This is a genomic window from Stenotrophomonas oahuensis, from assembly GCF_031834595.1.
GTDB lineage: Bacteria > Pseudomonadota > Gammaproteobacteria > Xanthomonadales > Xanthomonadaceae > Stenotrophomonas > Stenotrophomonas oahuensis.
In genome coordinates this window covers 4353917-4375936 of the sequence record NZ_CP115541.1, presented here as the reverse complement: position 1 = coordinate 4375936, position 22020 = coordinate 4353917, and the positions used below count along the sequence as shown (strand labels likewise).

Here is a 22020-nt window from a genome sequence, read left to right as displayed (position 1 = left end):
TTGCAGTGATCCACCTCATTCAACTCCAGCTTCAAGGACGAATACATGCGTAAAGCATCGCTTCATTCCCGGCACCTGCGTGCCTGCCGTTCCACCTCGTTGCTGCTGATGCTGCCGTTCGCGCTGGCCACCGCGCAGGCGCAGGCGCAGGAGGCTGTGGATGCTCCCGTCGCTGCGCCGGCTGCGGCCGAGCAGCCGGTCGAGGCGGTAGACGCAGTGGCGGAGGCACCGGCATCCTCGAATGAAAGAATCAACGCCGAACAAGCCGATGCAATCATCTCTGCCCGTGCCGCAGATGCCGCTGCCGCCGCCGCGGATGCCGCGGCAGGTGCGCCGTCGGCAGCCGTGGTACCTGAGCCAGCGTCGGCTGATGCTGTTGCCGAGGCCCCGGCCGCGCCGCCTGCACCGCGTCCGTTGGTTGTACCCGTGCTGGCCAACCAGGACAACGCCATCGAACGGCAGTTGGGCGCACGCTGCCCGAACGATCTGGCTGCGCGCCTTGCCAGCCAGGACAATCTGCTGGTGGGGGCCTGCCAGGGTGTCATGCCGTCACATCTGGCCAATGCATTAAAGGCCATCCCCGAACAGCAGCTGCTGCTGCCACGCGCCGCGCGCGAGCGTCAGCTTGGCCAGAAGGCGTGGTTCAAGGCGGTGCCGGGCTATGGCGTGCGGCCGGACTTCATTGCCGTGCAGAACGGGCTGTGGGTGCGTTCGTTCGAAGGGGCCGATGCCTCGACCACGGTGTATCTGGTCTCTGGTCCGTTCACCTGCGTGGATGGCCGTTACCCGGATGGCAACGCGGGCAAGACCATGCGCCTGTCCACCGGCAGCTGCCGTGAGGCACTGGTCGAGCAGCGGGTGTACCAGGTCACGGCGGGCGGCGCACCGCAGGACATCACCGCGCAGGTGATGCCGGCGCAGCCGCTGCTGTCCGATGTCGACAAGAAGCGCTATGGCGTGGAAGGCACAGGCGTGCAGCTGGATCCGGGCAAGCTGCAGTATGGTCCGGCGCTGCGCTGGTATGCCGACGTGTCCGCTGAAGGCAAAGCCGAGCCGCGCACCTACGGTGAGTGGGGCCGCTTGCACCTGGGCTTCCTGGTGTGGACGGGCGAGCGTTTTGAACCGCGCGACACCGTGCCGCGTGGGCTGTGGGCCTGTGATCCGGTGGCCCCCGGCGATGCGGCGTGCAGTGGCTATGCCGATGCCGGGCGTGATCCGTTTGTGGTCAACAGTGCGGCGGTTGCCGGGCAGAGCGCCGCGCCGTAAGGGCTGGTAGGGACGGGCCATGCCCGTCCGCGCGGAATCAATCGGCCGCGATCAATGCGAATCGCGGCCGCATCACGCCCTCATGCTCCACCTGTGCGCAGAACATGTCATAGGGCCGCACCCAGTCGCCGCTGTCCTTGTCCAACGGCCGGTACAGCACCAGAGGTTCCAACGTTTCGCTGTGGCGGACCACACCGAGCACGCGGTAGTTGCCGCCTTTGAAGTGGCGGTAATGCCCGGTGGGCAGGGTAGGGAGTGGGGCGAGATCTGTCATGGGGACGCATCTTACGCGTCGGCGAGCGGCCCCGCACGGCAGGCCAGGACCAGCTGCGTCACTGCCTCGGCGCGCATGGGCCGGGCCAGGTGGAAGCCCTGCGCTTCATCGCAGCCCCATGCCCGCAGCAGCTCCAGCTCGGCTTCGTGCTCCACGCCCTCGGCCACCGTGCGGTAGCCCAGCTGCTCGGCCAACCGGATGATGGCGTCCACCTTCAGGCGCGCGGTGCGAGAATCGGCCAACCCGGTGATCAGGCTGCGGTCGATCTTGATATGGCTGATCGGCACCTCGGCCAGATAGCCGAAATTACTGTAGCCACTGCCGAAGTCATCAATGGCCACCCGCACCCCGGCCGCTGCCATCGCACGCAGCTGGGGCAGGGCGGCGGGATGGCTGTGCAGCCATTGGCCTTCGGTGATCTCTACCTCAATCAACGAAGGCGGCAGCCCGTACATCTGCAGTCGCTCGGCCATGCGCTGCCACAAGTGTTCGTCGTCGAAGTCGCGCGGTGACAGGTTCAGGGAAACGGCAAAGCCGGGCAGCAGCGTCTGCCAGCGGGCGGCCTGCTGCACGGCCTGCTCCACCACCCAGCGGCTCAGCGTGGGCATCAGCGCCGTGCATTCCAGCACTGGAATGAACTCGGCGGGGCTGACCGGCCCGAGCGACGGGTGGGTCCAGCGCAACAGCGCCTCGGCCGATACCGGCAGCCCGTCAGACAGGTCAAAGCGCGGTTGGTAGACCAGGGTGAACTGGTCCTGGCTGAGGCCGCGCCCGGCATCGGAGGCCAGCCGGTAGCGCCGCCGCAGGTATTCGTCGCGGTCCTTGGAATACCAGCACACGCAGGCATCGGTCTGCAGTGCGTGATGCATGGCGACCAGGCATTTGCGCAGCAGGTCCGCGGTCTGCTCGGGTTCGGGGTGGAACGCGCAGACGCCGGCGTGGAACTGCGGTGACATCGGAATGCTGCCTACCATCAGCGGTCGGCGCATGCGCTCGCGCAGCCGGTCCAGCAGTTCCTCCACCTGCTCGTGGCTGTGGTCGCGCAGCACGAAGCCGAAGCGGGTCGCGGCCACGTGGTAGACCTGTGCGATCTCGCCGATCATGTCCTGCACCCGCAGCGATGCTTGGCGCAGCAGCGATTCAACCGGCTTCAGGCCCAGCACCTGGCCGGCGTCGGTGGTGCTCTGCAGATCGAACACGTCCAGCAGCACGCCGGTGTACTGGTGGCCGCCATCCTGCCGGCCGAGCACGCCCAGGTCGGACTGGAACTGCTGGCGGTTGGGCAGCCCGCTCACGGCGTCGCGCCGGCCTACCGACATCCGCAGTTCCATCTGATTGACCACCAGCCGGGCCAGCGTCTGCAACTGCCGCGTCTCGTCTTCGCCCAGCACCCGCGGCTTGCGATCGATCAGGCACAAGGCTCCCAGTGCGATACCACCGCGAGTGACCAGCGGCGCACCGGCATAGAAGCGCAGATGCTCGGGGCCGGTCACCGCCGGGTTGTCCGCGAAGCGCGGATCCTGGCTGAGGTCTTCCACCTGCAGCACGGCGTGCGACTCGATCGCGCAGGCGCAGATGGACCATTGACGTTCCACCCGGACCACCGAATCCAGCCCCACCCGTGAGATCGAGTGCTGCGCCTCGCTGTCGACAATCGAGATCAGCGCGATCGGTACGTCAAAGGTAAATGCCGCCAGTTCGGTGATCGGGTCCAACGCGCGGCCCAGTGCGGGGTCCAGCACATTGAGCGCTTCAATCAGCGCAATCCGCTCCAGTTCCTGACTTCGGTCGAGCATTCCGTGTGCCCTGTCATACGGAAGACAGGTTCACTATCGCGACTGTGCTGCAAGCTGGCGTGAAGTGTCGCAGCGCGACATGAAGCGTTCACGCCGATGACGATCAGGACGTGGTGGCCGGGCTCTTGAGCAGCTTGATCAACTGATTGAGCCGGTAGGGTTTGGGCAGAAACTCCACATGCTCGGGCAGCGGCTCTTCCAGATGAGAGCGGGCGTAGCCGGAAGAAAGAATCATGCGGGCATTGGGCAGGGCGCGCGCCACGTGTTCGCTCAGCTGCACGCCGGTCATGCCGTTGGGCATGCTGATGTCGCTGAACACCACGTCGAAATCGCCGTGTTGTTCGATCATCTGCACCGCGGCCGGGCCGTCCACTGCGGTGTGGATCTCGATGCCGAAGTCCTGCAGGGCCTGTCCCATCAACTCACGCAGGTCCTGCTGGTCTTCGACCATCAACACGCGAAGGGGTTCAGACATGCTCGGCTTCCTCTAAGACAGATGATGACCCGCGCGCATTCACCTGCGCCCGGTTCGGGCGTCGGCAGGTGCAACGGATCAATACGCAACTGTACGCGATTCACGGCCGTCGGCGGTAGGCCGAAAGACACTACCAAAACTGGGACACACGAGCCCTGGATGTATCACAAGCAGCTCGCCGGGGTGATTTGTGAAAGAAATGTCAAGAAAAGTGCATGAAGTGCTTACTTTTGACGCATAACACCCTTTAACGCGTTCAGGTAACATCAGAAACCTTTTGTATCTGGACACCCCATGAATTCTGCGCCCACCGCACGCGACCGCTGGATCTGGCTGGCATCGGCAGGCCTGATGGCCCTGACCATGGGGCTGGAGTTCGTGGTGCCGCTGGGCTATGCGGTGTGGCTGACGTATTTCATGGCGGTCGGGGTGACCCTGTTCCAGCGTCGGGTCGAAGTGCCGTTCCTGGTGGCGGTGGGTTCCACCATCCTGCTGATGATCGGCTACCACATCGCCCCGGCCAGCACGAATTCGGCGTTCTCGTTCGTCAACCGCACCATCGGTGGCGTCTGCTTCCTGCTGATGGCACTGACGGTGATGAAGGCGATCCAGTCGCGGCGCATCGCCGCCGACGCGCTGTGGCTGCAGGAAGGCGAGAACGCGGTCACGGTCAGCCTGCGCGGCGACCCGGACCCGCGCGTGCTGGCCGACGAGGCCATGCGCACGCTGTGTGCGCGGTTGAACGCGGAAGTCGGCGCGCTGTACCGCCTGCAGGGCGAGCGTCTGATGCTGGTGGGTGGCGCGGCCCTGCCGGCACGGCTGCCAGAGGCGCTGCCTTCGGCGGCCGGGCAGTGGGGTGAAGTGCTGCGCCTGGGCGAGCCGCGCCGGCTCGACCAGGGCGACAGCGTGCTGGAAATTGAAAGCCCGCTGGGCATGACCCCGGTGCACCAGCGCCTGCTGGGCCCGATCACCGCCGATGGCAAGGTGATCGGCATGATCGAGCTGGGTCGGGTGGGGGCCTCGCCGGCGCGTGCGCTGGAGCTGGAACTGCTCATCCAGGTGGCCGAGCCTATCGGCGTGGCAATGCGCGCAGCACTGCTGCGCGAGCAGCTGGTGGAGCTGCTGGAAGAGACCCAGCGCCAGAGTGAAGAGCTGCAGACCCAGCAGGAAGAACTGCGGGTGGCCAACGAAGAGCTGGAAGAACAGAGCCGCAGCCTGCTGCACTCCCAGGCCAATCTGGAACAGCAGCAGGTGGAGCTGGAACAGACCAATGTGCAGCTGGAAGAGCGCACCCATGAACTGGAGTCGCGCCAGCAGGCGCTGCTGCTGGCGCAGGCCCAGCTGGTCCAGAACAGCAATGAACTGGAGGCCAGCTCGCGCTACAAGTCCGAGTTCCTGGCCAACATGTCGCACGAGCTGCGCACGCCGCTGAACAGCGCGCTGATCCTGGCCAAGCTGCTGGCCGACAACAAGGATGCCAACCTGTCCGAAGAACAGGTCAAGTACGCCCAGGCGATTCATTCCTCCAACAACGACCTGCTGGCATTGATCAACGACATTCTGGATCTGTCGCGGATCGAGGCCGGCCACGTGGAGCTGACCGACGAGAACGTAGCGGTATCCAGCGTGCTGCAGCGTCTGAAGGACACCTTCCAGCCGCTGGCCGAGCAGAAGGGCCTGGGCCTGGTGCTGCAGGCCGACGCCGACGCGCCCGCGCAGCTGGTGACCGACAGCCAGCGCCTGCAGCAGATCCTGAAGAACCTGCTGGCCAATGCGGTGAAGTTCACCGAGCACGGCAGCGTCACCCTCAGCGTGCGTGGCACCGCCTCGGGCCGCATCCAGTTCACCGTGACCGACACCGGTATCGGTATCCCGCAGGCACAGACCGAAGTCATCTTCGAAGCCTTCCGCCAGGCCGATGGCAGCACCCGCCGCCGTTATGGCGGCACCGGGCTGGGGTTGTCGATCTCGCGCGATCTGGCGGCGCGCATGGGCGGCAGCATCAGCGTGGTCAGCGAGCCCGGGCGGGGCAGCAGCTTCACCCTGGAGCTGCCGCTGATCGCAAACAACGGCGAGACCCTGGGCGAGGCACATGCCGCGCCGGATGTGCGCCAGCCCGTGGCAGCGCCCCAGCCGGCCAAGGCCCCAGTCGCAGCGCCGTTGGCAGCAGCCAGCGAAACCCCGCGTGTGATCGACGACCGGGGCCGCCGCAGCCGCGCCGGGCGCATGATTCTGGCGGTGGAAGATGATGCCGCGTTTGCCAGCGCGCTGGTGCAGATGGCGCATGAGCTCGACTTCGACTGCGTGGTCGCCCAGACCGCCGAAGAAGCGCTGACTCTGGCCACCGAACTGCGCCCGAACGGCATCCTGCTCGACATCGGTCTGCCGGACGTGTCGGGCTTGAGCGTGCTGGAACGGCTCAAGCGCGACCCGGCCACGCGGCACATTCCGGTGCACGTGGTCAGTGGCCTGGAACGCTCGCAGGTGGCGCTGGAGCTGGGCGCGATCGGCTATGTGATCAAGCCGGCCACGCGTGAACGCCTGGTTGAGGCGATCCAGCAGCTGGAAGCCACCAACCAACGCGACGTGCGCCGCCTGCTGATCGTCGAGGACGACAGCGAACTGCGCTCCAACCTGAAGCTGCTGCTGGGCCGCGACCAGCTGGAGATCGTCGGCGTGGGCACCATTGCCGAGGCGATGGCGGCGCTGGCCGGGTCCACCTTCGACTGCATGGTGACCGATCTGGCCTTGCCCGACGGCACCGGTTACGACCTGCTGGAGCACATGGCGGCCAACGAAGCGCTGTCTTTCCCTCCGGTGATCGTCTACACCGGTCGCGCGCTGACCCGCGATGAGGAACAGCGCCTGCGCCGCTACTCCAAGAGCATCATCATCAAGGGCGCGCGCTCGCCCGAGCGTCTGCTGGATGAGGTGACCCTGTTCCTGCACAGCGTCGAGGCCTCGCTGCCGACCGACCAGCAGCGCCTGCTGCGCGAGGCGCGCCGCCGTGATGCGGTGCTGGACGGACGTACCGTGCTGCTGGCCGAAGACGACGTGCGCAACATCTTCGCGCTGTCCAGCGTGCTGGAGCCGCTGGGGGTGAAGCTGGAGATCGCCCGCAATGGTCGCGAAGCGCTGGAAAAACTCAGCCCGGAAGTGGACCTGGTGCTGATGGACATCATGATGCCGGAAATGGACGGGCTGACCGCCATGCGCGAGATCCGCAGCGAGGCGCGCTGGCGCGACCTGCCGATCATCGCGCTGACCGCCAAGGCCATGCCCGATGACCGCGAGCACTGCCTGCAGGCCGGTGCCAATGACTACATCTCCAAGCCGATCGACGTGGACAAGCTGGTCTCGTTGTGCCGCGTATGGTGCTCGCGTCGATGAACGAGGCCGAGCTGTTCGATCTGGAACTGAAGCTGCTGCTGGAGGCGGTGTACCAGCGCTATCACTATGATTTCCGTGACTACGCGCTGGCCTCGCTGCGTCGGCGCATGCGTCACGCAATGGCTCGCTTCGAGTGTGCCAATCTGGGCGATCTGCAGCACCGCTTGCTGAGCGAACCCGATACCTTCGCCCAGGCGATGCAGTTCTTCACCGTGCAGGTCTCGGAAATGTTCCGCGACCCGGCCTACTTCAAGGTGCTGCGCGAGCACGCGATTCCGGTATTGCGCACCTATCCGTCGATCAAGATCTGGATCGCCGGCTGCAGCACCGGCGAAGAGGTCTGGTCGCTGGCGATCCTGCTGCACGAAGAGGGGCTGCTGGACCGCACCATCATCTACGCCACCGATATCAATCCCGAGGCGCTGCACGCCGCGGAAGCCGGCGCGTTCGGACTGGACCGGCTGGCCCAGTTCAGCCGCAACTACCTGGCGGCCGGTGGTACCGGATCGCTGTCGGACTATTACAACAGTGGCTACGGCAGTGTGGTGTTTGACCGTGTGCTCAAGCGCAACATCGTGTTCGCCGACCACAGCCTGGCCACCGACACGGTGTTCTCCGAGGTGCACCTGGTGTCGTGCCGCAACGTGTTGATCTACTTCCAGCGCGCACTGCAGGACCGGGCCATCGGCCTGTTCCATGAGGCGCTGGTGCACAGAGGGTTCCTGGGCCTGGGCAGCAAGGAATCGCTGCAGTTCGGCGAGCATGCCGATGAATTTGAAGCCTGCGCGCGCGAGCAGCGCCTGTACCGGAAGGTGGCATGAGCCTGTCTGCCGACCCGCGCGTCGACTTCAAGCTGCTGGTGGTGGGAGCCTCGGCGGGCGGGGTGAGCGCGCTGCAGACCCTGCTGGCCGCCCTGCCTGACGACCTGCCGCTGCCGGTGCTGGTGGTGCTGCACCTGCCGCGCGACCGGCCCAGCCGCATCGTTGACCTTCTGGACATGCGCTGCCCGCTGCCGGTGCGCGAGGCCGACGACAAGCAGCCGCTTCTGCCGGGCACGGTCACCTTCGCGCCGCCGGACTATCATCTGCTGGTCGAGGATGCCGCAACGCTGGCGCTTTCGGTCGACGCCCCGGTGCTGTACTCGCGCCCGGCCATCGACCCGCTGTTCGAGAGCGCGGCCGAGGTGTTCGGCGCGGGCGTGCTGGCGATCCTGCTCACCGGGGCCAGCAACGACGGCAGTGCCGGCGTGGCGGCAGTGCGCCAGGCCGGCGGCCACGCGTGGATTCAATGTCCGGACGACGCGTTTTCGCCGATCATGCCAGCCGCCGCGCTGGCCCATGCCGGAGCCGACGCGGTGCTGCCGCTTTCTTCCATCTGTACACGTATCAAGGGTCTTGCCCGATGAATCTGATCGAGCCCACTGCGTTGAATGCGCCGACCGAGTGCGTGAACCTGCTGATTGTCGATGACATTCCGCAGAACCTGGTGGCGATGGAGGCGCTGCTGCGACGCGACGGCCTGAACATCCTCTGCGCCGCCTCGGGCGCGCAGGCGCTGGAGCTGCTGCTGGAGCATGACGTGGCGCTGGCGCTGCTGGACGTGCACATGCCCGAGATCGACGGTTTCTCGCTGGCCGAGCTGATGCGCGGCTCGACCCGCAGCCGCGACGTGCCGATCATCTTCCTCACCGCATCGCCGAATGACCCGGTGCGTGCGTTCAAGGGCTATGAGAGTGGTGCGGTTGATTTCCTGCACAAGCCGATCGAGCCGCAGGTGATCATGAGCAAGGTCAATGTGTTCATCGAGCTGTACCAGCAGAAGCAACTGCTGAAAGCGCGCAACCAGGCGCTGGAGCACGCGCTCAAGCTCAATGAAACGATGATGGCCGTGCTGACCCACGATCTGCGCACGCCGCTGTCGGCGATTCTGCTCTGTGCCGACAAACTCTCGCTGGACCTGCCAGAAGATCCGCCAGTCCAGCAGACCCTGAAGCATCTGGAAAACAGTGCCGAGCGGATGGGGCGCATGGTCGAGCAGCTGCTCGATTTCTCGCGCATTCGCAGTGGCGGGCTGCGCATCCACCACAGCGACTGTGACGTGGCGGAAGTGGCCGGCGCGGTGGTGGCGGAGCTGTCGCGGGCGCATCCGCAGGCGCGCATTGATCTACAGATCGAGGGCGACACCTGCCTGCACGGCGATCCGGACCGGCTGGCGCAGCTGCTGTCCAACCTGGTTGGCAACGCCGTCCTGCACGGGGGCGGCTCGCCGGTGCAGGTGCAGGTGCGCGGCAACCCGGGCGAATCGCTGCTGCTGCAGGTGCGCAACCAGGGTCAGATTCCCGAAGCCCTGTTGCCGCGCCTGTTTGAGCCGTTCAAGGCCAGTTTCCACGAAAGCCGTGGGCTGGGGTTGGGCTTGTTCATCGCGCACGAGTTCGCCCGCGCGCACGGCGGTGCGCTGGTCGCGCGCAATCTGGACGGCGAAGTGTTGTTCGAGACCCGGTTACAGCGTCGCATGCGCGGCTGAGCCGGCGCTGAGGGCAGGGCGGCCGGCTGCGTTAGACTACACGCCAGTTCCCCATCGGCCCCGCCACGGACCATTGCCCGCATGCCGAGCAGCAGCCGCAAGCCCGCCCCCCTGATCGACGCCCAGGTTCATGTGGAGGGCTTTGCGCAGGTGCGTGAAGCGCGCCGCTCGGAGCTGGTGGAAGACTACGTGGAGCTGATTGCGGACCTGATTGCCGATGGCCGCGAGGCCCGTCAGGTCGACATCGCCACCCGCCTGGGCGTGGCCCAGCCCACGGTGGCCAAGGCGCTCAAGCGGCTTGTGAAGGAAGGCTGGGCGATCCAGCGCCCGTATCGCGGGGTGTTCCTGACCCCGGCCGGCGAGCAGCTGGCGGTGGAAGTGCGCGCCCGCCACCAGACGGTGGAGCGCTTTCTGCTGGCGCTGGGCGTGGATGCTGATTCGGCCCGGCGCGATGCCGAAGGCATCGAGCATCACGTGAGTGAAGCCACCCTGGCCGCATTCGAGGCGTTCCTGCGCAAGGCCAACGGCCATGGTTGAGCGGCTGCCACCGCCGCCGCCGCTGGGCGTGCCGGTGCACGACCAGGACGAATACTGGATGCAGCATGCGCTTGCACTGGCCGCGCGTGCCGAGCGCGAGTTCAACGAGATTCCGGTGGGTGCTGTACTGGTCGGCAGTGAAGGTCAACTGCTGGGCGAGGGCTGGAACCTGAACATCGCCGAGCATGATCCGAGTGCACACGCCGAGATCGTGGCCATGCGCCAGGCGGGCAGGGCGCTGGGCAATCACCGGCTGCTTGGCAGCACGCTATACGTGACCCTGGAGCCGTGCGCGATGTGCGCGATGGCGGTGGTGCATGCGCGCGTGGCGCGGCTGGTGTACGCCGCTACGGACCCGAAGACTGGGGCCTGCGGCAGCGTGTTCAATCTTCTCGAAGACCCGCGGCACAACCACCGCGTCGAGCTGCATGGCGGGGTGTTGGCGAAAGAAGCCAGCACCCGGCTGACCAACTATTTCCGCGCCAAGCGCGGCAAGCCGCCGCTGCTGCCGACGCTTGGCTGATGTCCGGCCGTTGGCCGGGGCTGCGGTATCATGTTGCTTTCGTACAAGGTTTGAACACATGGCCGACAACGGCGCGGAAGGCGAACGACTGATCTGGATCGACCTGGAAATGACCGGTCTGGATACCGACAACGACTCGATCATCGAGATCGCCACGGTGGTGACCGACGCGCAGTTGAACGTGCTGGCAGAGGGCCCGGAGTTCGCCATTCACCACCCGGTGGAGCGGCTGGAAGCCATGGACGAATGGAACCGCAACCAGCACCGTCGTTCCGGGCTGTGGCAGCGCGTGGTCGAAAGCCAGGTCACCCTGGGCCAGGCCGAGGCAGCGACGGTGAATTTTCTGGCGCAGTGGATCCGCGCCGGTGCCTCGCCGATGTGCGGCAACTCGATCTGCCAGGACCGCCGCTTCCTGCACCGTGAAATGCCGCGCCTGGAGAAGTATTTCCACTACCGCAACCTGGACGTCTCCACGGTGAAGGAACTGGCCAGGCGCTGGGCTCCGACCGTGGCCGCCGGGGTGGGCAAGACCGCCAGCCATACCGCGCTGAGCGACGTGCACGATTCGATTGCCGAGCTGCGCCATTACCGGCAGTTCATGGGCGCGTTGTCGGGGTTGCCGGCGTAAGAGCGTCACGACCAACGGTCGTGACCTACCGGTACCGCCTGATCGGTAGGTACCGACCGTTGGTCGGTACCCACGCAACAACGGTTCGTTCAACAATGCGGCGCTATGATCCGGGCCATGACCACCTCATTGCCCGCCGTTCCACCGCCGCTGCAGTCCCACATCCTGCCCACCTCGCGGGACTACGCTGACCTGCGCAGGGCGGTGGCGCTGCTGGAATCGCCCACGCTGACCGCGAAGATGGCGAACCTGATCGGTTCGCCCCTCGAGTTCGCGGTCAAAAAGCTGCCGAAGTCGGTCTCCAAACGGATTCACGGTGCGGTCGAGGCGGCCCTGTTCAAGTCGGCCCAGGCGGCGTTGTGGAGCATGGACAACACGCCCGGCAAGGCCGCGTCCACGCGCTGGCACAAGGCGGCCGCCGCGGCCACCGGCGCGATCGGCGGGGCGTTTGGCTTCACCGCGCTGTTCGTCGAGCTGCCGCTGTCCACCACCATCATGATGCGCGCGGTGGCCGACGTGGCCCGCAGCGAAGGCTTCGACATGAGCGACATGGCCACCCGCCATGCCTGCCTGGAAGTGTTCGCACTGGGCGGTAATTCGGGGCAGGACGATGCCAGCGAAACGGGCTACTACATCACCCGTGGCTTCACCGCCGAGGTGATGCGGCACCTGTCGGCCGAGCTGACCGGCGTGGCCGTGGGCGGAGGCGGGGTGATGATCGGGTTGACGCCCAAGGAAGCCGGCAAGTGGCTGGCCAAGATCGTGGAGAAGGTGGCCGCACGCTTTGGCGTGGTGGTGACCGAGAAGTTCGCCGCGCAGGCGGTGCCGATTGTCGGCGCGGTGGCGGGGGCGACGTTGAACACCATGTTCACCGATTACTACCAGGACATGGCGCGCGGGCACTTCATCGTGCGTCGGCTGGAGCGCACGTATGGGTATGAGACGGTGCGCGCGGCGTATGCAGTGGTGGCGGGGAGTTCCGACGCATCGTGATGACGCGCATGGCGCGTCACTACGTAGTGACACGCCATGCGTGTCAACGTATCAATGATCGCGAATCAGCGCATCGGCGGTCTGGACGCCACCATCCTTCCCGTGCAGATACAGATGCATGTCCTGCTGCGGATACGGGATATTGATCCCGGCCTGGTCATAGCCCAGCTTGATCTGCTCCAGCAAGGTCACCTTGGTCCCGAACCAGTCCGCGGACTTCACAAAGCAGCGGATGCCCAGGTTGATCGAATGCGCACCCAGCTCATACACCACCACGTCCGGGGCCGGCGTTTCCAGCACGCGCGGATCGGCTTTCACCAGCGCCAGCGCGGTATCGCGCGCCAGCTGGATGTTGTCCTCATACCCAATACCGATCACCAGTTCCACCCGCCGGGTCGGCTCGGCGGTGAGGTTGATGATCGGCGCGGCGGTAATCAGGTTGTTGGGAATGGTGGTGTGCTGGTTGTCCGCGCCGGTGATCACCGTCTGAAAAATACGCACTTCGCGCACGCTACCGGTCTGGCCAGCGACGGTAACCACATCACCTACGCGGAACGGGCGCAGCGTCACCAGCATGACGCCCGAAGCGATATTGGACAGCGAATCCTTCAGGGCCAGGCCCACCGCCAGGCCGGCCGTACCCAGCACCGCCAGCAGCGGTGACACCGGCACGCCCAGCGTGGCAATCGCCACCACCACCACGATCACCAGCGCGGCGGCATACACCACATTGCGCAGGAAGGTACCAAGCATCGGGTCCACGCCCACCCGCGCGGTAGCGCGCGGCATCACATTGGACAGGCGGCGTGCCAGCCACAGGCCGATCAGCAGCACCACCAGTGCCGACAGCAGCGGCACACCATAGGTTTCCAGAATGTGCTGCCAGTTCCATTGGCGGAAGAAGGCGGGCGTGGTGATCGGCGCGGCAGTAGCGAGCATGGGGTCTCCGGGGTAAGGCTGGAAAAACAAAGCCCCGCATAGGCGGGGCTTTGGATGCGATCAGTGTGAACCGAACGCGATGAACATCATGTCAGCGCAGCGCTCAGCTGTTGGCCTTCAGCTTGGCCAGGCGCAGCCAGGTATCGACCACGGTGTCCGGGTTCAGCGACACCGACTCGATGCCTTCCTGCATCAGCCACTCGGCCAGATCCGGGTGATCGGACGGGCCCTGGCCGCAGATGCCGACGTACTTGCCCTTGGCGCGGGCAGCCTTGATCGCCATCGACAGCAGCTTCTTGACCGCCGGGTTACGTTCGTCGAACAGGTGCGCCACGATCGAGGAGTCGCGGTCCAGGCCCAGGGTGAGCTGGGTCAGGTCGTTGGAGCCGATCGAGAAGCCGTCGAAGATCTCCAGGAACTCCTCGGCCAGCAGTGCGTTGGACGGCACTTCGCACATCATGATGATCTTCAGGCCGTTCTCGCCCTGCTTCAGACCATTCTGGGCAAGCACCTCAACCACCTTGCGGCCTTCTTCCAGCGTGCGCACGAACGGAATCATGACCCACAGGTTGTCCAGGCCCATTTCGTTGCGCACGCGCAGCACGGCCTTGCACTCCAGTGCGAACGCGGCGGCGAAGCTCGGGTCGACGTAGCGGCTGGCACCGCGGAAGCCGATCATCGGGTTTTCTTCGTGCGGCTCGTAGTTGTTGCCGCCGATCAGGTTGGCGTACTCGTTGGACTTGAAGTCCGACAGGCGCACGATCACCGGGTTCGGGGCGACCGAGGCGGTCAGCGTGGCGATGCCTTCGGCCAGACGGTCCACATAGAAGCCAACCGGGTCGGAGTAACCGGCGATCTTCTCGTCGATCTTCTTCTTGGTGGCGGCATCCTGGCGGTCGTACTCCAGCAGCGCGTTCGGATGGATGCCGATGTGGCTGGCGATGATCATTTCCAGGCGCGCCAAGCCGATGCCGGCGTTCGGCAACTGGCCGAAGTCGAAGGCACGTTCCGGGTTGGCCACGTTCATCATGATCTTCAGCGGAGCCGGTGGCATGTTGCCCAGGTCCGTGGTGGTGCGGTCGAAGGCAAGGCTGCCTTCGTAAATGAAGCCGGTATCGCCTTCGGCGCAGCTGACCGTGACCTGCTGGCCGTCTTCGATCACCTTGGTGGCATTGCCCGAGCCGACCACGGCCGGCACGCCCAGTTCACGCGCGATGATCGCGGCGTGGCAGGTGCGGCCACCGCGGTTGGTGACGATGGCCGAGGCGCGCTTCATCACCGGTTCCCAGTCCGGGTCGGTCATGTCGGCAATCAGCACGTCGCCCGGCTGCACGCGGTTCATGTCGTCCAGGGTCTTGACCACGCGGGCCACGCCCGAGCCGATCTTGGCACCCACGGCACGGCCTTCGGCCAGCACCTTGCCGCCCTTTTCGGTCAGCGCGAAGCGCTCGATCTGGGTGGCGTGGCTGCGCGACTTCACCGTTTCCGGGCGGGCCTGCACGATGAACAGCTTGCCGCTGACCCCGTCCTTGGCCCACTCGATGTCCATCGGGCGGCCATAGTGCTTTTCAATGACCAGCGACTGCTTGGCCAGTTCCTGCACGTCTTCGTCACTGATCGAGAAGGTGCGGCGCAGTTCGGCCGGGGTGTCTTCGGTGCGCACGCGTTCGCCCGGCACATCCGAATAGACCATGCGGATCGCCTTGCTGCCCAGCGAGCGGCGCAGGATCGCCGGCTTGCCCGCGGTCAGGGTGGGCTTGTAGACGTAGAACTCGTCCGGGTTGACCGCGCCCTGCACGACCATTTCGCCCAGGCCGAAGCTGGAGGTGACGAACACCACGTCGCGGAAGCCCGATTCGGTGTCCAGGGTGAACAGCACGCCGGACGAACCCACGCCCGAACGCACCATCAGCTGCACGCCGGCGGACAGGAACACGTCTTCGTGCTTGAAGCCGTGGTGCACGCGGTAGGCAATGGCGCGGTCGTTGTACAGCGAGGCGAACACTTCCTTGACCTTGTGCACGACATCGTCGGCACCGGTCACGTTGAGGAAGGTTTCCTGCTGGCCGGCAAACGAGGCATCCGGCAGGTCTTCGGCGGTGGCCGAGGAGCGCACGGCCACGGCCACGTCGCCGCCGCCGTTTTCATTGCTCAGCTGCACATAGGCGGCGCGGATGTCCTGGTCCAGCTGCGGCTGCAGCGGGGCGTCGATCACCCAGCCGCGGATTTCCTTGCCGGCCGCAGTGAGCGCGGTGACATCTTCCACGTCCAGCGTGGCCAGCTTGTCGAAAATGCGCTTGGAAAGATCGTTGTGTGCGATGAAGTCCTTGAAGGCTTCAGCGGTGGTTGCGTAACCGCCGGGGACAGAAACCCCCAGACCGGCCAGATTGCCGATCATTTCGCCAAGCGACGAATTTTTGCCGCCCACGCGAGCCAGGTCGGCCAGGCGCAGTTCGTGCAACCACAGGATGTTCTCGTTCAAGCGCGATGCTCCGTTTGGCCATCGCCCGAGGCGGGCTGGATGGCCACGTCCGTAGGAAGAAGCCGATATGATGCCGGGCAGACCGCCGTCGGCACAAGCTTGTATCGACGGCCTTTTTAGGCTTCAGAGGGGTTCACAGGCACATGACGATGATCCGTCCGGTCTTCTACGTATCCGATGGAACCGGTATCACCGCTGAAACCATTGGGCATAGCCTGCTGACCCAGTTCTCCGGATTCAGCTTCATTACCGACCGCATGTCGTTCGTCGACGACCCCGAAAAAGCGCGGGAAGCCTGTGAAAGGATCCGCGCGGCGGGGGAGCGCTACCAGGTCCGGCCGATTGTGGTCAGCTCCTGCGTCGACAGCGGCCTGAGCATGATCCTGGCCGAAAGCGGGGGCCTGATGCTCGACGTTTTCGCCCCCTTCATCGAGCCGCTGGAGCGTGAGCTGGCGGTGAACCGGCATTCCCGGGTCGGCCAGGCGCACGGCATGGTGGACTTCGAGACCTACCACCGGCGCATCAACGCGATGAACTTCGCGCTGAGCCACGATGACGGCATTGCCATCAACTACGACGATGCCGACGTCATCCTGGTAGCGGTTTCACGGGCCGGCAAGACCCCGACCTGCATCTACCTGGCCCTGCATTTCGGGGTACGGGCGGCCAATTACCCGCTGACCGACGAAGACCTGGAAAGCGACCGCCTGCCGCCCCGGCTGCGCCCCTACCGGCACAAGCTGTTCGGCCTGACCATCGACCCCGACCGGCTGCAGCAGATCCGCCAGGAGCGCCGCCCCAACTCGCGCTACGCCAACCTGGACACCTGCCGGCGCGAGGTGGCAGCGGCCGAGACCATGTTCCGGATGGAGCGCATTCCGACCCTGAGCACCACGCATACCTCGATTGAGGAGATTTCCAGCAAGGTGCTGGCGACCTTGGGGCTGCAACGCGAGCACTATTGATGCGTGGGCCGGGTCACGACCAACGGTCGTGACCTACCGTCTGGGATGCCTGAACCGGTAGGTCACGATCGTTGGTCGTGACGGCAGCATCCCTTTTGGCCGGTCTCATCCATCCCCACGTTTGATCTACCAACGTGTAGGATCGGATTCATGGCCCAGGCATCGCCCCGTATTGAACGCATCCCCCGACTCAGCCGTCTGAGCTGGTTGATGGGCCTGTACGCGGAGAACTACCGGCATCTGGTGCGGCTGTTCGCCCCGTCCGAGCTGGCCGCAGGCAGCTACGTGTCCTCGGTCGGCGATGGGCTTGACGTGCGCCTGGACGTGATCGAGTGCCACCGCTACACCGTGGAATTACGCCTGACCTACGATTTCGCCGACCCGGTCACCGGCCAGCCGGACCCCTCGGCCTACGTGCGCCTGTACCGTGACGCCCGTCAGGCCGAAACTACCCACTGCTACGTGGGCCGGCGCTGGCAGGACGTGGTCGGGATGTACCCGCCGCCGGCCGAGCTGATCAGCCACCGCATGCGCATGAACACCTTCCTGGGCAAATGGCTGGAGTACCTGGCCGAACGCGGCCATGGCGTCGCCACCCTGCGTCGCGACGGTGACGTGGTTCCGGCCCTCGCTGAAATGCCGCACGCCACCGCGTAGAGCCGGGCTTGCCCGGCTGCTCCTGGCCGCATAAACCAACTCTTACCCCAAAGAACCCGTACACCATGCCTTACACCCCCATCGTGGCCACCCTCGGCTACGTGCTTTCGCCCGATGGCGGGCAAGTCCTGATGATCCACCGCAACGCCCGTCCTGGTGACCACCACCTGGGCAAGTACAACGGCCTCGGCGGCAAAGTCGAGCGCGACGAAGACGTGGCCGCCGGCATGCGCCGGGAAATCCAGGAAGAGGCCGGCATCGACTGCGGCCGCATGCGCCTGCGCGGCACCATCAGCTGGCCGGGGTTTGGCAAGCACGGCGAGGACTGGTTCGGTTTCGTGTTCGTCATTGACGACTACACCGGCACCCCGCTGGCGGCCAATCCCGAGGGGACGCTGGAGTGGGTGGACGTGGACAAGCTGGACACCCTGCCGATGTGGGAGGGCGACCGCCAGTTCCTGCCGCTGGTGTTCGATGCCGACCCGCGCCCGTTCCACGGGGTGATGCCGTATAGGGATGGCAGCATGGAGTCGTGGTCGTATACGCGGTTGTGACTTATGCACAGGGGGTGTGGATGACCGGTGGGCAAGTTTGTGGATAAACGCCGACGGCCCCCAGCCCCCCTCGCTGTCAAGATGGGTGGCTAAAAATTCACCGCAGGTCGGCATCGCGTGAGCGCCATGCGAAGGCACCGTATGGTGAAGGCTGTCACGGTCTGGGCTGCTCGCGGTACTCTTTCCGCACTACCGTTCTTCGAGCTTCCATGAAACGTCACTTCTCGATGCTGCGCGAGTTCCAGCTGGCCGACTGGTTCACCCTGGCCAACGCCTTCTGCGGCACGGGTGCGGTGTTCGCGGCCATGCGCTACCTGCAGGATGGCGAGCGCAGCTATCTGTTGTGGGGCATGGCGCTGATCCCGCTGGCTTTCATTTTCGACGCCCTTGACGGGCGCATCGCGCGCTGGCGCAAGTCCAGTTCCACCCTGGGCCGCGAACTGGATTCGCTGTCGGACGTGATCTCATTCGGCGTGGCCCCGGCTGCGCTGGCCTATGCCTGCGGCATGCAGGGCGGCTGGGACTGGCTGGTGCTGAGCTACTTCGTGTGCTGCGGTGTGAGCCGTCTGGCCCGCTACAACGTCACCGCCGAAGCCCTGGCGGGTGAGGGCGACAAGGTGCCGTACTTCGAGGGTACGCCCATTCCCACCAGCCTGGCGCTGGTAGTGGTGCTGGCCGTGGCGGCCAGCCTGGGGGCCATTGGCCCGGATCTGTGGCTGGGCGGTTGGCAGCTGGGCCCCTGGCAGCTGCACCCGATGGTGCTGCTGTTTGCCTTGTCGGGTTCGTTGATGATCAGCAAGACCCTGCGAATTCCCAAGCCATGAGCAGCAGCGCTGGCGGTAACCACGACGCAGGAGATTTCGAGGCGCTGGCGCGCCAGTACTTCAGCGCCTGGGGCGATGCACTGCGGCAGGCGGCGGGTACGGCGGGTGCGGGGGGGGAGCATGCTCCGGGCAGCTGGCAGCAGACAATAGAAGGTTGGGCCCAGCTGATGTCCGCCCCGGGCCACGCGCCCGGCAACCGCCAGGCCGAAGACGCCGTGCACCGCTTTCGCGAGCAGGCCGGTGGCTGGTACGGCACCATGCAGGCGGTGGCCGCGCAGTTTGCCGGCCAGGACGCCAGCAGCGCCGACATCGCCCAGGCCTGGAAGCAGGCTGTGGAGGGGCAGGGCGACGGCATGCTGAAGTGGATGTTGCAGGGCGCGCGCGGCCATACCCAGGCCGGTGGCCCGGATCTGCTGGCCCTGCTGGAGCGGCTGCAGAAAGACCTGGAACCCTGGCTGCAGAGCCCGGCATTCGGCCCGGCACGCGAGCACCAGGCCCGCTGGCAGGCGCTGATGCGCGCGCAGCAGGATTTCCAGGAACATGCCCGCGCCTACGTGGACCAGATCCGGCAGGCGCTGGACGACGCCTACGCCTTGTTCGAGCAGCGCCTGGCCGAGCACGAGCAGCCCGGCAACCAGTTGACCAGCGCCCGCGCCATGTTCGATCTGTGGATCGAGGCGGCCGAGGAGGCCTACGCCAAGGTGGCGTTGTCCGAGCCGTTCCAGCAGGTCTATGCGTCGCTGGGCAATGCGCAGATGCGCCTGCGCGGGGCGGCGCAGCATGAAGTGGAGCGGCTCTGCGAAGCACTAGGCCTGCCCACCCGCACCGAAATGGATGCCGCGCACCGACGCATCACCGAGCTGGAACGGATGGTACGGCGCATGGCGGCCGCACAGGCCCCGGCACCCAAGGCCAAGCCGAAACCGAAACCCAAATCGGAACCGAAACCCAAATCGGAACCGAAACCCAAATCGGAACCGAAACCCAAATCGGAATCCAAATCCACTGCCCGGAAACGCACGCCATGAAAGGCCCCCTCGGTTTCAACGCCGAAGACCTGCTGCAGGAAACCCTGTCCATGCAGCGCAAGCTGATGGACGGCCTGAAGCTGCTGCCGTCGGTGGACGACGTGGACTACGGTGCAACCGCCCGCGAAGAAGTCTGGAGCGACGGCAAGGTGCGGCTGTACCGCTTCGTGAGCGAGCAGCCACCGGTGCATCGCACCCCGCTGCTGATCGTGTACGCGCTGGTCAACCGGCCCTACATGGTCGACCTGCAGGCCGACCGCTCGCTGGTCCAGCGGCTGCTGGCACTGGGCCATGACGTGTACGTGCTGGACTGGGGCTACCCGGACCGCTCCGAGCGCTACCAGACCCTGGAAGACTATCTTCTGCGCTTCGTCGATGGCGCGGTGGACCATCTGGTGGCGGCCCATGACGGCAACCCGATCAACATGCTCGGCATCTGCCAGGGCGGCGTGTTCGCGCTGTGTTATGCCGCGCTGCGGCAGCACAAGCTGGCCAACCTGATCACCATGGTCACCCCGGTGGATTTCCAGACGCCCGACAACATGCTCTCGCACTGGGCGCGGCACGTGGACGTGGACCTGCTGGTGGATACGCTGGGCAATATCCCGGCCGACCTGATGAACGCCAGCTACCTGATGCTCAAGCCTTTCCGCCTCAATGTGCAGAAGTACGTGGGGCTGCTGGACATCCTGGATGACAAGGCGGCGCTGGAGGATTTCCTGCGCATGGAAAAGTGGATCTTCGATTCGCCCGACCTGGCTGGCGAAGCGTTCCGTGACTTCATCAAGCAGTTCTACCAGGGCAACGGGCTGATGCATGACGGCGTGCGCATCGGCACCGAAACCGTGGACCTGGCGCAGGTGACGTTGCCGGTGCTGAACATCTACGCCGAGCAGGACCACCTGGTGCCGCCGGATGCCTCGCGCGCGCTGCGCGGTCGGATAGGCAGCAAGGACTACAGCGAAAGCAGCTTCCGCGGTGGTCATATCGGTATCTACGTGTCCGGTCGCGCCCAGCGCGAAGTACCGTCGACGATCACCGAGTGGCTGCAGGCGCGGACGTAGTGCCGGGCTTGCCCGGCAACCACACCCCCAACGCACGCCGTAGACACGGCGGGCGCTACCGTAGCCTTCAATCACCGTTGGAGGACCTGCCCATGAACACTGCCCCGCGAACGCTGTCGCGCTCGCTCAATGACCGTATGATCGCCGGGGTGATGGGCGGCATCGCACATCGCTTTGGTTGGAACGTGACCCTGCTGCGCGTGCTGTACGTGGTGGTGTCCATTGCCTCGGCCGCTTTCCCCGGCATTCTGGTCTACCTGATCCTATGGCTGCTCATCCCGAACGAAGCCGACTGAGCCTGTCGCGAGCGGCCCTGCGCCTGCTGCAGGGGCTGGGTGCGCTGTGGACAGTGCCCAACACCGTGGTCGGACTGCTCGGCGGCCTGGCCGGTCTGTTCGCTGGTGCACGGCCCTACTGGAGTGGACGCGACCTGGCGATCGTGTTCCGCCATTACCCCTGGGGTCCAGGTGGCGCGATTACCCTCGGCAACGTCGTCCTGCATACCGGTCCAACCCTGGATGTGCCGTGCCGCACCTATGCCCACCAGGCCGGGTGGTGCAGCGAGCCGGTGATCGGCCTGCACGATCATGAGCGCGCCCACGTTTACCAGTATCTGGTGCTCGGGCCGCTTTACCTGCCCGTGTATCTGGCGTGTGGCGGGGTAAGCGCGCGCAATCCGTTCGAGCGCGCGGCCGACATCTATGCGCTTACCGGAAAGGGCTGGTGGCCCACGACGTTATCTGGGCGTTAATTTCGTGTAAGTAAAGCGTCGCTATCGCGACGTCATCTGCATGCAAACAAACGTTATTAGCCTGCACGCCGAATCTTCAGCATGGGTGGCGTAAGCTGCATGCTGTTGTAGACGTATCAGGAGAAACACATCACATGGCAATCGTTCTTTATGTCGGTGGTAGCAAGGATGGCGACAAGGGCGTGGTGCCCCTGGGTTTCAGCAAGTCCCAAGCCGACACCGCGCAGGGGCCGGAAATCTATACCGAACGCTTCATGGAGCTGCAGGGCATTGGCCGCGTGCGGGTGATGGCGCTGGAAACCATGCTCGACGACGCGGTGCGTCAGCGTACCGCCCAGCATTATCGATAAC

At 65.5% G+C, this 22020-nt stretch carries 23 protein-coding genes; 18 read left to right on the top strand and 5 right to left on the bottom strand.

Going from position 1 to position 22020, the window contains the following annotated elements; all coding sequences use genetic code 11:
* Positions 1–45 precede the first annotated feature (45 nt).
* Positions 46–1266, top strand: coding sequence for a hypothetical protein (locus PDM29_RS19550; RefSeq protein WP_311191686.1), 1221 nt, complete (start codon positions 46–48; stop codon positions 1264–1266).
* 37 nt (positions 1267–1303) lie between these two features.
* On the opposite strand, the gene PDM29_RS19545 is transcribed toward PDM29_RS19550, so the two are convergent.
* The 3 genes from PDM29_RS19545 to PDM29_RS19535 form a co-directional block, all read right to left on the bottom strand.
* Positions 1304–1540 carry a DUF1653 domain-containing protein gene (locus PDM29_RS19545; protein WP_311191685.1) on the bottom strand — a complete coding sequence of 79 codons (237 nt, stop codon included), beginning with the start codon at positions 1538–1540 and terminating at the stop codon, positions 1304–1306.
* Between the two features lie 11 nt (positions 1541–1551).
* Positions 1552–3336, bottom strand: coding sequence for a putative bifunctional diguanylate cyclase/phosphodiesterase (locus tag PDM29_RS19540; RefSeq protein WP_311191684.1), 1785 nt, complete (start codon positions 3334–3336; stop codon positions 1552–1554).
* 103 nt (positions 3337–3439) lie between these two features.
* Complete coding sequence (locus PDM29_RS19535; protein WP_311191683.1) at positions 3440–3811, bottom strand: response regulator; 372 nt, start codon at positions 3809–3811, stop codon at positions 3440–3442.
* Positions 3812–4105: 294 nt separating this feature from the next.
* Between PDM29_RS19535 and PDM29_RS19530 the strand changes: the two genes are divergently transcribed.
* From PDM29_RS19530 to PDM29_RS19495, 8 genes are all read left to right on the top strand, one after another.
* Entirely contained in the window at positions 4106–7201 is a 3096-nt protein-coding gene (locus PDM29_RS19530) for a response regulator (RefSeq protein WP_311191682.1), read from the top strand.
* Positions 7198–8022 (top strand): CheR family methyltransferase, encoded by an 825-nt coding sequence (locus PDM29_RS19525; protein ID WP_311191681.1) that lies wholly within the window; start codon positions 7198–7200, stop codon positions 8020–8022. The genes PDM29_RS19530 and PDM29_RS19525 overlap by 4 nt, the downstream gene beginning before the upstream one ends.
* Positions 8019–8606, top strand: a complete 588-nt coding sequence (locus PDM29_RS19520; protein ID WP_311191680.1) for a chemotaxis protein CheB — start codon at positions 8019–8021, stop codon at positions 8604–8606. The genes PDM29_RS19525 and PDM29_RS19520 overlap by 4 nt, the downstream gene beginning before the upstream one ends.
* Positions 8603–9724, top strand: a complete 1122-nt coding sequence (locus PDM29_RS19515; RefSeq protein WP_311191679.1) for a hybrid sensor histidine kinase/response regulator — start codon at positions 8603–8605, stop codon at positions 9722–9724. The genes PDM29_RS19520 and PDM29_RS19515 overlap by 4 nt, the downstream gene beginning before the upstream one ends.
* Positions 9725–9805: 81 nt before the next feature.
* Positions 9806–10261: a manganese-binding transcriptional regulator MntR gene (mntR, locus tag PDM29_RS19510; protein WP_282295880.1), complete on the top strand. Its 456-nt coding sequence runs from the start codon at positions 9806–9808 to the stop codon at positions 10259–10261.
* Positions 10254–10784, top strand: coding sequence for a tRNA adenosine(34) deaminase TadA (gene tadA / locus PDM29_RS19505; RefSeq protein ID WP_311191678.1), 531 nt, complete (start codon positions 10254–10256; stop codon positions 10782–10784). The genes mntR and tadA overlap by 8 nt, the downstream gene beginning before the upstream one ends.
* Before the next feature lie 58 nt (positions 10785–10842).
* Positions 10843–11412: an oligoribonuclease gene (gene orn / locus PDM29_RS19500; RefSeq protein WP_311191677.1), complete on the top strand. Its 570-nt coding sequence runs from the start codon at positions 10843–10845 to the stop codon at positions 11410–11412.
* A gap of 117 nt (positions 11413–11529) precedes the next feature.
* On the top strand, positions 11530–12405 hold the full coding sequence (locus tag PDM29_RS19495; RefSeq protein ID WP_311191676.1) for an EcsC family protein: 876 nt from the start codon (positions 11530–11532) through the stop codon (positions 12403–12405).
* A 51-nt stretch (positions 12406–12456) separates the two neighbouring features.
* Here PDM29_RS19495 and PDM29_RS19490 read toward each other — a convergent pair whose 3' ends face one another.
* Complete coding sequence (locus PDM29_RS19490; protein WP_311191675.1) at positions 12457–13344, bottom strand: mechanosensitive ion channel family protein; 888 nt, start codon at positions 13342–13344, stop codon at positions 12457–12459.
* A gap of 103 nt (positions 13345–13447) precedes the next feature.
* Entirely contained in the window at positions 13448–15826 is a 2379-nt protein-coding gene (gene ppsA / locus PDM29_RS19485) for a phosphoenolpyruvate synthase (RefSeq protein WP_311191674.1), read from the bottom strand.
* 143 nt (positions 15827–15969) lie between these two features.
* Here ppsA and ppsR point away from each other — a divergent pair, with 143 nt between their 5' ends.
* From ppsR to PDM29_RS19440, 9 genes are all read left to right on the top strand, one after another.
* The gene (gene ppsR / locus PDM29_RS19480) at positions 15970–16791 is read left to right on the top strand and encodes a posphoenolpyruvate synthetase regulatory kinase/phosphorylase PpsR (protein ID WP_311191673.1); all 822 of its coding nucleotides are present in this window, start codon (positions 15970–15972) and stop codon (positions 16789–16791) included.
* A gap of 150 nt (positions 16792–16941) precedes the next feature.
* Positions 16942–17448 (top strand): DUF1249 domain-containing protein, encoded by a 507-nt coding sequence (locus PDM29_RS19475; protein ID WP_311191672.1) that lies wholly within the window; start codon positions 16942–16944, stop codon positions 17446–17448.
* 65 nt (positions 17449–17513) lie between these two features.
* Positions 17514–18002, top strand: a complete 489-nt coding sequence (locus PDM29_RS19470) for an NUDIX hydrolase (protein WP_311191671.1) — start codon at positions 17514–17516, stop codon at positions 18000–18002.
* Between the two features lie 209 nt (positions 18003–18211).
* Positions 18212–18826, top strand: coding sequence for a CDP-alcohol phosphatidyltransferase family protein (locus tag PDM29_RS19465; RefSeq protein WP_311191670.1), 615 nt, complete (start codon positions 18212–18214; stop codon positions 18824–18826).
* Positions 18823–19854 carry a class III poly(R)-hydroxyalkanoic acid synthase subunit PhaE gene (gene phaE / locus PDM29_RS19460; protein WP_311191669.1) on the top strand — a complete coding sequence of 344 codons (1032 nt, stop codon included), beginning with the start codon at positions 18823–18825 and terminating at the stop codon, positions 19852–19854. The genes PDM29_RS19465 and phaE overlap by 4 nt, the downstream gene beginning before the upstream one ends.
* Complete coding sequence (locus tag PDM29_RS19455; protein ID WP_311191668.1) at positions 19851–20918, top strand: class III poly(R)-hydroxyalkanoic acid synthase subunit PhaC; 1068 nt, start codon at positions 19851–19853, stop codon at positions 20916–20918. The genes phaE and PDM29_RS19455 overlap by 4 nt, the downstream gene beginning before the upstream one ends.
* A 92-nt stretch (positions 20919–21010) precedes the next feature.
* Entirely contained in the window at positions 21011–21214 is a 204-nt protein-coding gene (locus tag PDM29_RS19450; protein WP_311191667.1) for a PspC domain-containing protein, read from the top strand.
* The gene (locus tag PDM29_RS19445; protein ID WP_311191666.1) at positions 21184–21669 is read left to right on the top strand and encodes a hypothetical protein; all 486 of its coding nucleotides are present in this window, start codon (positions 21184–21186) and stop codon (positions 21667–21669) included. Before PDM29_RS19450 ends, PDM29_RS19445 begins: the two co-directional genes overlap by 31 nt.
* A 134-nt stretch (positions 21670–21803) precedes the next feature.
* On the top strand, positions 21804–22019 hold the full coding sequence (locus tag PDM29_RS19440; RefSeq protein WP_311191665.1) for a hypothetical protein: 216 nt from the start codon (positions 21804–21806) through the stop codon (positions 22017–22019).
* Position 22020 lies beyond the last annotated feature (1 nt).